Origin of the sequence: Streptomyces sp. NPDC088400 (assembly GCF_044753355.1) — a bacterium.
Taxonomy (GTDB): domain Bacteria; phylum Actinomycetota; class Actinomycetes; order Streptomycetales; family Streptomycetaceae; genus Streptomyces.
On record NZ_JBIVMZ010000025.1, the window covers coordinates 1 to 12,563 of the forward strand.

A 12,563-nucleotide genomic window follows, 5' to 3' on the forward strand; every position below is an offset into this window, starting at 1 on the left:
CCCCCCAGGTCATGCCTTCGACAGAGGGGACACAGTCATACCGGGCCCGGAGGCCAGCGGCCCCATTGCAGGACCGCGAAAAACATAACGGGGGAGGCGGCCGAGAGAAATCGTGGTCGCACGATGCAAGCAAGGGTCACTGCAATTGACCCGGCTCCATCCCGGCTCCGTCCCGGCTCCAGGACTTGCGCCGAGTCGGACACGCCCCGCTCTGATCGCTGTCGGCCCAGCCACACACGTACAAGGACTGCACGGTCTCGCGTCGCAGCGCGTGATCGGCCGAGAGCCGGTGTCGCCACGACAGTGGCTTCCTGTCGCTACTCGGTTTGTCTCCTGAGGGCGGTAAGGGCCTCCTCAACGAGCACCCGTGCCTCGGCCACCGTCGCCGCCAGCAACTCTGCGGTTTCGCCGGGCGCCCCCAGCAAGCCTCGGACTCGGAGGCCGAAGCCGGTGGGCGCCCCCGGCAGTGTCTCGGCGACAGCCAGCGCGCCCTTCTCGTTGAGGCACCAACGTCGGTCCTCGGCGAACATCGCCTGCACCAGAACTCCCACGGCCCGGGACAGGCAGAGCGAGACATAGAGCGTGTCCGCCCGGGACGCTCCTTTTGCCGCGGCGTCGACGAGGAACTCCGCCTCCCAGGCTCCCGCCGTCAACGCCTCGCGCAGCGGCTCGGGATAGGTCCTGGTCCGGCTCCGAAGATCCGCCAGTTCGCCTGCCGGGTCGGTCAGTACCTCACCGAGCGCTACCTCGCCCGCATAGCACGGCGACCAGAACCCGAGCGGATGACCCGCCTGCACGCCCACCTCGTACCGGCCCTCGCGGCAGTCCGCCCACACCCGCTCGACTCGGTCCAGATCCCGCAGGATCCAGTCCACCGCCACACCGTCGGCCTGCAGCCAAGCACCACCGTTCACCCAGGGCCCCCAGCCGCCTGGGCCGGCCACCTCCACATCGGGTCCGGCCAACGCGCGCAGCGCGGCGAGATCGGGCCCGCCGCGGTAGTAGACGCCGAGATCCCAGTCTGATTCCGGCCGGTGCTCTCCGCGGGCCCGGCTGCCGCCGAGCATCACTCCGACTACGCCCGGCACCTCGGCCAGACGGCTGGCCATGTTCTGGATGATCATCCGCACGGAGCGAGTCTGGCAGTCGCCAACGCGTCGGGCCAACCAGCGTGTCAGGCACAGGTGGTGTGGCTGAGCTCGTACGCCGACAGAAATGTGGGCGCTCTGCCACCTTGACGGTGAAATCATCCACCCTAACGGAGTAATGCCCAACAGATCACCGGATAGTACATTAGGGATGGCAACGAAGAAGATAACTGACTGAGCTTCAGGTATTCCAATGTCCGAGCGCCCAACGCGGTTTGCCCGGTACCAGTAGCTGAATCGCGAAGAGGGGCCGACACGGCCGCTTCTGTTTCCCACCCCAAGGACATGACCGGCTGCGGGAACACGTAGCTGGATGACGATCGACGTCATGTCAGCCACGGCCCGGCGAGCGGTCCGCCAGACGGTCTTCTTCCGCTTCCTGATTGCGCGGCCGACTTCAGGTCCGCCCGTATCCCTCAATGTGCCTGCCCGCTCGGCTTTCATCCGTTTCGGCCGACGAGCCGGCGCACCACCCCTCGTGCCCCGACCGCGCCAAAGTGGCACGGGGCACACCGTCACTGCCACCACCCCACCTCACAAAAGGAGTTGGCCCATGAGTGGATGCGGCTGCGGGCAGTCCCCCATCGCCATCGGCGGCTGTCAGCCCGCCAAGCCGGCCTGTCCCCCCGTTGCTTGTCCCGGCTCCAAGCCGTGCGAGCACTGCGAGACGACCCCACTGCGCGACTCCGCGCCGTACCGGGTCGCGGCGACCGCGAGCAGCACCGACCCGACGCCGTACTACACCATCGCCAACACCCATGCCGCACTGGACCCTGTCGTCGCCCAGACCATCCTGAACAGCGGCACGGGCACGTTCCCGGCCGACGACGGGACGCACAACGGCCGGCACACCTGGCTCGCCGGCGTCGTGCACATCGACACCACGTCGCTGCGCGGCAACCCCACCAGCGTCACGATCAGCGCCTCGGTCCATGTCCACAACGACGGCAGGAACACGGCCTGCCAACTCTACGGCCGCTTCGCCCTGTGGAACGGCACGACCCCGATCAGCACCGATCTCCTGGGCCCACCCGATCTGCCGGCGGGTGGTGACGACAACGGCGTCATCCCACCGACCACCGTGTCCCTCGCGGACGTCCTCGCGGGAAAGATCGTCGTCGAGCTCAACCTGGAAACAGGCAACGACGACACGTGCCGAGTCGGCCCCAAGCAGTGGACCGTCGACAGCTTCGTCCTCACCGTCCAGGCGTCCGCCCCGGGCTGCGGCAGGCCGTTCCTCCGTACGACCTGCCGTAACTGCGACGGCGCGGTCACCTGTACGACCGACACCCTCGACGGCTCGACTCCCTACGCCGCGGTCCCGCCGGTCGTCCCGGTCGCCTCCTGCCAGGACGGATGCGCCACCGCCCGCCCTCCGTGCATCTCCACAGACCGGGGCAACGCCATCACTCGGGGCAGCGACGGGTGTCTGTACGCGCCCGACACGCCTGCTCTGGACCCGTCCCCGTGCAATGCCGCACGGAACACGACCGGTGGGCTGCTCGTGCCGCGGATCGGCCTGACGGGTATCGCTCCTGGCGGCAACAGCAGCATCGAACGGTCGGTGGACATCGACGTCACCGGGACGCCCGGCTGCCCCGAAAGGTGGGAGATCGGCGCCCGCCTCACGCCGGTGAGCGCGTTCCTCAACGCCGAGGGGCAGCACGCCAACCTCCTGGCCCGGGCAGGTACCGACGTGCCGATCCCCGCGTCCGACATCGTGCTCCCGGAAGCCGGGGTGTACCACATCGACAGCGATGTACGGTACGCGCTCGGTTCCGCCACCGGCGGCAGCGGCTACATCATCGGCTGGCTCAGGGACGAGACCACGGACACCCTCCTGACGAGCTTCACCCAGATCGCGGCGATCAACGCGGCGAGGCAGGAGCAGCAAGGCGGAACCACACACATCATGACCGAGTACGCGGTCGCCTCCGGCCCCCGGACGGTCCGCCTGCACCTGATGTTCGTCCTCACCGGCGGCAAGATCTCCGACGCCGAGGCCGGCGGCACCGACAGCAATGGCGCAACCCGGATGCGCTTCCTCAAGGTCAGGGATTAGGACGTCGCTTCGTTCGGTGAGTGGGCGTCAGCCGAGCGAGGTCGCGTTCGACCGCACGTTCAGATCGCCGGTCCGTCGGCGATGGCCAGCATGTTCTCGATGAGGTCGGCGGCACGCGGGGTGCCGCCCTCGGCCCGTGTGTCAGCGCGCAACTGTGCCAACCGGCAGGCGACTTCGGTGTCGGTGACCAAGTCGTTCAAGGTCGCTCTCAGGCGCCGGGCGTGGCTGACGACGGGGATGCCGACCATCGCGATGTGGGCACGGCGACGGGACATGGGCGGTCACTCGTTTCGGGTGCGCGGCGGGCATGGGCGGGATCGAGGTACTTCCGTCGGCGTCACGGATGGCACGTGCGCGAGGCGGCCTCCAGTTCGGCGACCGATCCCGACATGATCGTCCGTACGTGCTCGGTGATGCGCTCCGCGGGCCAGTCCCACCAGGCGACGGCGAGGAGGCGGGCGACGTCCTCGGCGTCGTAGCGGGTACGGATGAGCCGGGCGGGGTTGCCGCCGACGATGCCGTATTCGGGTACGTCGCCTGTGACCACGGCGCCGGAGGCGATGATCGCGCCATGTCCGATCCGAACGCCGGGCATGACCGTCGCGCCGTGGCCGAACCAGACGTCGTTGCCGACGACGGTGTCGCCCCGGCCGGGCAGGTTGGTGAGCAGGTCGAAGTGGTCGGCCCAGGAGCCGCCCATGGTGGGGAAGGGGAAGGTCGAGGGACCGTCCATACGGTGGTTGGCGCCGTTCATGATGAACCGTGTTCCGGTGCCCAGCGCGCAGAATTTGCCGATGACGAGTCTCTCGGGACCGTAGTGGTAGAGGACGTTGCTCGTCTCGAACGCGGTCGGGTCGTCCGGATCGTCGTAGTAGGAGTACTCGCCGACTTCGATCAGCGGGGACTTCACCAGCGGTTTGAGCAGCACCACTCGTCTCTGTTCGGGCATCGGGTGGAGGACGGCGGGGTCGGCGGGAACTGTCGGCATCGTGAGTCGATTCCTCTCTGGAACGCTGGAACGCTGGAACGCTGGAACGGATGTAGAGGCTGTGGAGGGGGTCGGGCAGGAACCCTCAGCCTCCGGCCGTGGGCACTCGGGTGGCGCGCAGAGCCAGGTGGGTTCCTCCCCGGCGCCGCCGAAGCTACCGGTCGGGGCGGTTGGTCCTGCCCGGCCTGTTCTCGCCGACGATCCCGGTGCGCTCGCCCTTCCTGAGCGAGCAGGTCACCGAGTCGAGAACGGGCCTGCCGTCGAATGACTCGCCGACCGCGAGCGCGGTGATCTGGGTGGACATACGAGCAGCTCCGAAGCTGTCGGGGACGGAACGGTCGCCTGGGACCGCAAGGCCGGAAGAACACTTCGGAAGAGCATCGGTAACTCCGCTAGTGCGACAACTGTTGCTTTAAGATGCTGACATGATCTAGCCCCGCCGAACAACCGGATTCCCGATGACAGACCCACCGGACAATGTGACGGAACGCGCCCGCCCCACCGCACCGCCCGACCGCCGACCGGGTGGCCGCACCGCCCGCATCCGCGCCCAAGTACTCGACGCGGTGCGCGCCGAACTCGGTGAACGCGGTTACGAGGGGCTCACGATGGAGGGCGTCTCCGCCCGCGCCGGCGTGCACCGCGCCACGGTCTACCGGCGCTGGCAGGACGTCGGCGGCTTGCTCGCCGACGTCTTCGCCGCCGCCGGCGAGGACGACTGGCAGCCCCCGAACACCGGCTCCCTGCGCGGCGATCTGACAGTCCTCAACGAGGAGATCCAGGAGTCCTTGGTCGCACGACCGTCGATCCCCGAAGCCCTGATGGCCGCCTCGTTCCGCTCCGCGCAAGCCGCCCACGCGCAGCAGCAGCTGTGGGAGGACCGGTACGCGCGCTGCGAGGTCCTCGTCGAGCGCGCCGTCGAACGCGGTGAACTCGCGCCGCACACGGACGCGCGGCGCCTGCTGATCGCCGCCACCGCACCGCTCTACCACCAGCTGGTACTTCTGCGGACCGCTCCTGATCCGCTGTTGCCCGGTCATGCCGCCCTCACAGCGACCCTGGCCGCGGGAGCCGGAGCGTTCACCCGCCCCGCACCGGGCGGGGAATCCTGACGGTCGGCCCGCACCGGCCGCGGCGCTGACCGGGCGGCGGGCCATGCCACGGTCGCCGCTACTGCTCCCTGACGGCGAAGTCGGCCACGGGCGCGGCCGCCCGGACCTGCTTCGGCTCGGCGGCCGTTGTCCTCAGCGTCTCGAAGGCGGCCGCCGTCGGGCTGGCCGGTTCGGCCTGATAGACCACCAGTTGCTGATGCGACGCCCCGTTGACCGTGAAAGCCGCGAACTTGATGTGCACGTCTCCGACCAGGGGATGCTTGAGATGCTTGCCTTCCTGGGACTTGCTCTTGACCTCGTGCATGTGCCAGATCTCGGCGAACTCTTCGCTTTGGGCTGACAGTTCCGCCACGACCTCGGCGATGCGGGCCGATTCGGGATCATGGCCGTAGGCCGCCCTGATCTCGGCAACACAGGAATGCGCGGCCCGCTCCCACTCCTGGTAGAAATCGCGTCCTGCCGGGTCGACGAACACCATGCGGGCGAGGTTGTCGAACTGGTCGAACCCGCTGTGAAGCGCCACGGCAAGGGAGTTGCCCGCCAAGATGTCGAGGGCCGGGCCGACGACGAAGGCCGGAGTGTGCTCCCATCCGTCCATCAGCTGCAACAGCTGTTGGCCGACGGCCGTCTCACCCCAGTCGCGTGGGCGCTGCGAGGCGGTGAGGCAGAGGCGGTTGAGGTGGTCGGTGGCCTCCGCGTCCAGTTGCAGCGCCCGCGCCACGGCGTCGAGTACCTGCGGGGACGGACTGTTTTCACGCCCCTGTTCGAGCCTGATGTAGTAGTCGGAACTGACGCCGGCGAGCAGAGCGACTTCCTCTCTGCGCAGTCCCGGAACCCGGCGTCGCCCGTACTCGGGGAGACCGACGTCGTGTGGCTTCAAGGCCTCTCGGCGGGCTCTGAGGAAATCACCCAAAGGCGTCCCTTTGCTCATGCTGCAATCCTAGATGCTTTTCAACCGATGAGAAGTGCCGGTCGCGTGTATAGCTCCACGCCGAACGGCTTTCACAGAGGGTAATGGGACGCCTCTCTCACCGTACGTCGGGTCCTCGCGCCACCCGAGGTCCCCCATTCCTGGGTGTAACGCACCCACCGTCGCCAGCACTTTTCCAGGCGCTGCCCACCTAGCCTCGACGGTATGTGCAGCGATACGCACCCTGACTCGGCAGGAGGGCTGGGTCAGTTCCTCCGCTCCCGCAGGGAACGCCTCAGCCCCGCGGACGCGGGGCTGCCCAGCGCTGGACGGCGAAGAGTGCCCGGCCTGCGACGCGACGAGGTCGCGGCGCTCGCGAGTGTCAGCCTGAGCTACTACAGCCGACTGGAACAGGGCCGTGAGCTCAGCCCCTCCCCCCGGGTGCTGGAGGCCATGGCCCGCGTGCTGCGACTCGGGGAAGCGGAGAAGCGGGAACTCTTCCGGCTGGTCCCGCCGGCGACCCGCCGTACGAAGCCCCCGTTCCGGGTCGAGCGTGTCCGCCCGCACCTGCGGCAACTGATCGAGAGCTGGACCAGGACGCCGGCCTTCGTCATCGGGCATGCCCAGGACCTGCTGGCCACCAACGCGTTGGCCGACGCTCTCCACCGTGACTTCGCCCAGCCCGACAACGTACTGGGCATGCTCTTCCTGGACCCCGCGGCGAAGGCCTTCTACAGAAACCCGGAGCGGGCCAGGCTTCGCGCGGTCGTCGACCTTCAGCAGACCGCCGCGAGCACCCCCGAGGATGCCCGCGTCCTGGAGCTCGTCGGCAAACTGTCGGTGCGCAGCCGCGAGTTCCGTTCCCTGTGGGCTCGCGAGTACACCCGGGTCCCGCCCTACGACGTCGAGCAGATGTACCACTCCGGCGTGGGATACCTGGAGTTACGGCGTGAGGCCCTCCACATCCGCAGCGCTCCGGGACAGCAACTCGTCGTCCTGCAGGCCGAGCCGGGTTCGCCGTCCGCCGACGGCGTGGCCCTGCTGGGCTCCATCGGCGCACCTGAAGTACCTCACCGGCAGAATCCCGCACACGACGCCTGAGCCGGGGGCCGCCGGAAACCCGTATCCGCCGGGACATGCCCGTGCCCCTGCGGGGTTGATGACATGCCGAGGTCGTTGACATGCCGATTTTCCCGGCCGGCTCGTTTTCCTGGGTGTGAGACTCCCAGGAAAAGCACAGCCTTCATGGCACCGAAGCCGACGGGCACACTCAAATGCGGCAACAGGAAATCCCCGAAAAGGGGAAGCAACGAAAGAGGTTTTCCCCATGGCTACGTGGTTTGTCACCGGTGCCTCCCGCGGAATCGGCTCCGAAATCGCCCGCGCCGCGCTGGCAGGCGGTCACAACGTCGTCGTCGCCGTCCGGAACCCGGAACGCGTCCCGGCCGATCTGAAGAACTCCGACCGCGTCTTCGCGGTCGCCCTGGACGTCACGGACAACGACAGCATCCCGCAGGCGGTCGAGGCCGCCGTGGACCGGTTCGGCGGCATCGACGTCCTGGTCAACAACGCCGGCCGCGGCCTGCTCGGCGCGTTGGAGGAGATCACCGACGCGGAGGCCCGGTCACTGTTCGACCTCAACGTCTTCGGCCTGATCAACGTCACCCGCGCCGTACTGCCCGTCATGCGCAAGCAGGGATCGGGCCGGCTGGTGCACATCGGTTCCCGGTCGGGATTCGAGGGTGAGCCCGGTGTCAGTCTGTACTGCGCGTCGAAGTTCGCCGTCGCCGGCATCAGCGAAGCACTCTCCGCCGAGGTGGCCCCGTTCGGAATCCAGTCGATGGTGGTCGAGCCGGGAGTCTTCCGTACCGACTTCCTCGACGCCAGCTCCCTGTCGGTCGCCGCGAACCGCGTCGCCGACTACGACGGCACTCCCGCGCACGTGACGCTGGACTGGATCGACCAGGCTAACCACGCCCAGCTCGGCGACCCCGTCAAGGGCGCCGCCCTCATTGTCGAAGTCGCTTCCACCGAGAAGCTGCCCACACACCTCTACCTCGGACGCGACACCATCGAGCGGCTCGATGTCAAGCACCAGCAGGTGCGGGACGACCTCGCACCGTGGCGCGAGAAGTCCGCCGCCACCGCACACAGCGACGCCGCCTGACGCACCGCCGGGCGCCATCGCATTCGGACGCCCGCAGCCCTCTCGGGGAGCCCGGCCGGGCCGAAGGACCTGGCCCGGCCGGGCATCACCCCGATTCGACTCCCCTCCCTTCCGGCTTTCCCTGCCTTCCGGCTTTTCCTTGCCTTTCGGCTTTTCCCTGCCTTCCGGCTGTCCCCGCCTTCCGGTCAAAGAGATTGAGGTTTCGTGATGTCCGCTGTTCTGCTCACCGGCACTCCCCTCGCCGGCCGTGTCGCTGTTGTCTCCGGCGCCTCCAGTGGCATGGGTGCCGTCACCGCCGAACGCCTCGCCGAACTCGGCGCCACAGTGGTCGTGCTGGCCCGGCGCAAGGAGCGCCTCGACAGTCTGGTCAAGAAGATCGAGGCCGCCGGTGGTACCGCGCTCGCCCTGGCCGTCGACGTCACCGACCGCGACGCCGTCCAGGCCGCCGCCGACCAGGTCACCGCACGCTTCGGCAAGGCCGACCTCGTGTTCAACAACGCCGGCGTCCAGCTCATCTCCGGCATCGAGGAGCTCAAGGTCGACGACTGGCAGCGCCAGATCGACCTCAACATCACCGGCCTGATGAACATCATCGCCGCGTTCGTCCCCCACCTGACGGACTCCGCCGCCCAGGGCAGGCCCGCCGACCTGATCAACACCTCGTCCATCGCGGCCACTCGCATCCTGGCGAAGTTCTCCGTCTACTCCGGCACCAAGGCGTACATCAGCCACCTCACCCGGCTGCTCCGCGTCGAACTCGGTCCCAAGATGGTCCGCGTCGCCACCATCGAACCCGGCATGGTCGACACCGAACTCCCCGACCACGTCACCGACCCCGACGCCTCGAAACTGATGGCCGACCTCATTCACGACATCGACGTCCTCCAGAGCGCCGACATCGCCGAAACCGTCGCCTTCATGGCCGCCGTCCCGCGCCACGTCAACCTCACCGAGATCACCATCCTGCCCACGGCCCAGGCCATCTGAAGTCCGTCCCGTCATGGCGGGGAGGAACAGCCGAGTGCTGCTCCTCCCCGCCATGACGCGCCCGCGCCGGACCCGACTCCCCACACCGCGCCACGGAGAACTCCTCAGGAGGTGAGGTAACAGGCCTTCCGTACGCCTGGCAGCGGATCGGTGCCGAACACCGCCGTCGTACAACCGGTGCCGCCGTCGGACGACTTGTACACGAAGCTGCCCCGCGCACCGTAGGCGACGGTCCGCTGCCCGCTGAAGGAGCAGGTCACGGACTCGTCCGAGCAGGCCGTGGGGTATCCGGCCGGGCCGCCGGTGGCCGTGTAGCAGGACTTCGACTCGCCGGGAATCGGGTCGCCGAACGAGGCGTCGGTGCACGCGGTGTCGCCGGTGGCCGTGATCGTCGTGAACGCGCCGAAGGCGCCGTACGTCACTGGCTGCCCCGCGACAGCCGCGCACGTGCCGTTCTGGTCCGCGCACTTGGTCCAGCCACCGGGCGGTCCTCCGGCGGGCGGCAGGTAGCAGGACTTGGCCACTCCGTCGATGGGATCGCCGAAGTGGGCGTTGGCGCAGGCGACGGAGCCGTTGGTGACCTGGTGCGTGAAACCGCCGTTGGCGCCGTAGGCGACGTCACGGTTGTAGCCGGGCACGGCGCAGGTGCCGCCCTCGGCCGCGCAGGCGGTGTATCCGGGCGGGCCGCCCGCGTCCGCGACGTAGCAGGACTTGACGAGGTCCGACGCCGGGTCGCGGCCGAAGGAGGCGTTGGTGCAGGCGGTGCTGCCGGTCACTGTCTTGTACTCGTATGTCCCGGCCCCGTAGGCCACCGCGCGGGTGCCGCTGAAAGAGCACGTACCGCCCTCGCCCGCGCACCGGGTGAAGCCCGCACGCAAGGCAGCGGTACCCGGCTCGGCAGGCGCGGGAGGGTTGCCCAGTCCGGTGGCGGCCACGGTGTAGCTGCCAGGGGCGACGCCGGTGAGGTACACGTAGGTGTCGTCCTGGCTCGCGCCGGTGATGCCGGAGGTGGGCGTGAAGGTTCCGTTCCGCCATACGACGTCGCCGTTCACGGACACCGAGATGTTGCCGCCGCCGGACTTCGGGACGCCGATGCGGCCGGTGGTGCCGGCCGGACTGGTGAGGTGCGCCGCGTAGGTGCCGGCGCCGGGGTCGCGGGACCATGACGCGTTGACGGCGCCCTGAGGCATGGTGATGCGTCCCTCGGCGCTGGTCAGGTCCCCGGTGTGCGGGACGAAGCGGTACGCGCCGGACGCCGACTCCGGTGCGGTGCCGAGCACGTCGAAGGTGAGCGTGGAGGTGGGGGCGGTGGACCAGCCGTGGGCCAGGCTCATGAACGAACCACCGTAGGCGTGGCCGCCGTCGGCCCTGATGCCCTCCCAGAAGGTGCTCCTGGTGCCGATGTCGCTGTTCAGCATGTGGCCCCAGGTACGGCGGATCTGGGCCAGGGCGCCGTGGTCGTCATGGGCGGTGAACCGGGCGTTGAGCTCCATTCCGCCCGCGAAGGGCGATACGTTGCCGCCCCACTCGGGGGTGGCCGGGCCGTAGGTGCCCCAGCGGGTGCCGAGCCGGGTGATGATGCTCTGCGCCTTCGCCGTGGAGTCGGTGAGTCCGTACCAGACGGCGAGCGAGTTGCCGTCCTGCGGGTACAGGCCGCTGGTCGGGTTGTCCTTGTACAGGCCCTTCGAGGCGTCCCACAGCCGGGAGTTGGCCGCGGCCTTTATGGCGGCCGCCTTGCCTGCCCAGCTCGCGGCGAGCGCGCCGTCCCCCTCGGCCGTGGCCAGGGTGGCGCCGCCCTTGAGCACGGCGTACAGCAGCGCGTTGGCGGAGATGTTCTCGCCACCTTGGCCGACCCGGGCCCAGTCCTGGGTGCGGGTCACATGGAGCAGGTTGTTGCCATTGATCTTGTTGGTGATGAAGGCCATCCCGCGTTTGTAGTCCGCCCATTGGGAGTCCAGCCACGCCCGGTCGGCCGAGTACGTGTAGTACGTGGCCGTGCCCAGCAGCGTCCACATGTGGTAGGTGTCCGAGCCGGTGAGGTCGAACGGCGGGCCCGACCAGGGGATTTCGCCCTCCGCCGACTGCGCGTTGTACATCGTGGTGAGCGCGTTGCGGGTCGAGGTGAGGTCGCCCGAGTACGCGTACTGGGTGGGTACGGCGATGCCCAGGTCGCCGGGCCACACCGTACGGTCGCGCTTGGCCCCGTCGACCAGGACGGAGTCACCCACCCCGACGGTGGCGCCGTTGTCCCACGCCGAGGCCGGCGGGGGCCAGGCGCGGCCTTGGTCGGAGGCGATCGTGTTGAGCTGAACCGTGTACGCCCCTGCGTACCAGATTCTGTTGAGCAACTCGTCGCTGGAGGAGAAGTAGTTGGCGTAGTCGGCCGGGTTGGCTTTCCCCGGTGCCGCGGTGAACGCGAGGCTGACGCCCTTGAGGTCCACCCAGCCGGAGGTGTCGAGGAAGACCGTCAAGTAGCGGAAACCGCCGCGCAGTTGTGCCGTGGGCGTCGTGTAGGTGCCGTTGGCGGAGGCCGTGGCGTAGAGGGCCCCGTCCTCGCCGTCGCGGCCGCTGCTCCGGTCGCTGTTGTTGCCCACGTACAGGGACGACTCACTGAAGGCCAGGCCGATTCTCTGGCCGCTGCTGCTGGCACTACCGAACGACAACGTTGTCGAGCCGCCGACCTCCTTGCCGAAATCGAGAGTGATGGCCGACTGCGAGCCGGAGATCCGCGTCGGCTCCCCGCTGAGCACGTTCTGCGGGTTCGCGACGCCGCCGGACGTTCTGTGGACGGCGGTCGGCTTGAGGGTGCGTGATGTCGGCGAGTAGTTCAGGGCGTCGAGGGCAGCTCGGGGGCCGGTCGTCGCGGTTGCCGGCGTCGCCGCGGACACGGTCGCGGGAAGGGGTACGCCGGCAGACGGCACGGGAGCCACGGCCAGCGCGGAGGCCGCGACCATGACGAGGCCGAGCAGACGCCCCGGACAGGGCATTCGGTTCAGCAGGAGACGGCGGCGGCGCATTGGATACCTCCCGGATCGGTGCGGAAACGAGGCTGTCTGACATCGTGCTGCCTGAATCGTGCCTGTTTGAATCGTGCCGCTTGAATCGTGCCGCTTGAATCGATTCAATCGATCGCCGACGAAGTCCTGGGAATGGACGGGACAGTGAGTCCGCGAGGCGCCTCGCCGAAGT

Annotated in this window: 11 protein-coding genes; 5 read left to right on the forward strand and 6 right to left on the reverse strand. The window is 68.7% G+C overall.

Translation table 11 applies throughout. The features are described 5' to 3' along the window. Positions 1-317 precede the first annotated feature (317 nt). Positions 318-1,109 carry a nucleotidyltransferase domain-containing protein gene (locus ACIQD6_RS35335; protein ID WP_401890933.1) on the reverse strand — a complete coding sequence of 264 codons (792 nt, stop codon included), beginning with the start codon at positions 1,107-1,109 and terminating at the stop codon, positions 318-320. Positions 1,110-1,701: 592 nt separating this feature from the next. Here ACIQD6_RS35335 and ACIQD6_RS35340 point away from each other — a divergent pair. Next, positions 1,702-3,210 (forward strand): hypothetical protein, encoded by a 1,509-nt coding sequence (locus tag ACIQD6_RS35340; protein WP_401890936.1) that lies wholly within the window; start codon positions 1,702-1,704, stop codon positions 3,208-3,210. Positions 3,211-3,269: 59 nt separating this feature from the next. Here the strand turns inward: ACIQD6_RS35340 and ACIQD6_RS35345 are convergent, their stop codons facing one another. The 3 genes from ACIQD6_RS35345 to ACIQD6_RS35355 form a co-directional block, all read right to left on the reverse strand. Then, on the reverse strand, positions 3,270-3,485 hold the full coding sequence (locus tag ACIQD6_RS35345; RefSeq protein ID WP_401890939.1) for a hypothetical protein: 216 nt from the start codon (positions 3,483-3,485) through the stop codon (positions 3,270-3,272). 62 nt (positions 3,486-3,547) lie between these two features. Beyond that, positions 3,548-4,198 carry a CatB-related O-acetyltransferase gene (locus ACIQD6_RS35350; RefSeq protein WP_401890942.1) on the reverse strand — a complete coding sequence of 217 codons (651 nt, stop codon included), beginning with the start codon at positions 4,196-4,198 and terminating at the stop codon, positions 3,548-3,550. Positions 4,199-4,352: 154 nt separating this feature from the next. Next, complete coding sequence (locus ACIQD6_RS35355) at positions 4,353-4,502, reverse strand: hypothetical protein (RefSeq protein ID WP_401891049.1); 150 nt, start codon at positions 4,500-4,502, stop codon at positions 4,353-4,355. Between the two features lie 154 nt (positions 4,503-4,656). On the opposite strand from ACIQD6_RS35355, the gene ACIQD6_RS35360 reads away from it, so the two are divergent. Further along, positions 4,657-5,310, forward strand: coding sequence for a TetR/AcrR family transcriptional regulator (locus ACIQD6_RS35360; protein WP_401890944.1), 654 nt, complete (start codon positions 4,657-4,659; stop codon positions 5,308-5,310). A gap of 58 nt (positions 5,311-5,368) precedes the next feature. Here ACIQD6_RS35360 and ACIQD6_RS35365 read toward each other — a convergent pair whose 3' ends face one another. Next, positions 5,369-6,241 (reverse strand): helix-turn-helix transcriptional regulator, encoded by an 873-nt coding sequence (locus tag ACIQD6_RS35365; protein WP_401890946.1) that lies wholly within the window; start codon positions 6,239-6,241, stop codon positions 5,369-5,371. A 204-nt stretch (positions 6,242-6,445) separates the two neighbouring features. Here ACIQD6_RS35365 and ACIQD6_RS35370 point away from each other — a divergent pair, with 204 nt between their 5' ends. The 3 genes from ACIQD6_RS35370 (at position 6,446) to ACIQD6_RS35380 (ending at position 9,374) form a co-directional block, all read left to right on the forward strand. After that, positions 6,446-7,321: a helix-turn-helix transcriptional regulator gene (locus tag ACIQD6_RS35370; protein ID WP_401890948.1), complete on the forward strand. Its 876-nt coding sequence runs from the start codon at positions 6,446-6,448 to the stop codon at positions 7,319-7,321. A gap of 226 nt (positions 7,322-7,547) precedes the next feature. Further along, on the forward strand, positions 7,548-8,387 hold the full coding sequence (locus ACIQD6_RS35375) for an SDR family NAD(P)-dependent oxidoreductase (RefSeq protein ID WP_401890950.1): 840 nt from the start codon (positions 7,548-7,550) through the stop codon (positions 8,385-8,387). Positions 8,388-8,594: 207 nt separating this feature from the next. Further along, the gene (locus ACIQD6_RS35380) at positions 8,595-9,374 is read left to right on the forward strand and encodes an SDR family oxidoreductase (protein WP_401890952.1); all 780 of its coding nucleotides are present in this window, start codon (positions 8,595-8,597) and stop codon (positions 9,372-9,374) included. A gap of 104 nt (positions 9,375-9,478) precedes the next feature. Here the strand turns inward: ACIQD6_RS35380 and ACIQD6_RS35385 are convergent, their stop codons facing one another. Next, on the reverse strand, positions 9,479-12,391 hold the full coding sequence (locus ACIQD6_RS35385) for an MGH1-like glycoside hydrolase domain-containing protein (RefSeq protein ID WP_401890955.1): 2,913 nt from the start codon (positions 12,389-12,391) through the stop codon (positions 9,479-9,481). Between the last annotated feature and the right edge of the window lie 172 nt (positions 12,392-12,563).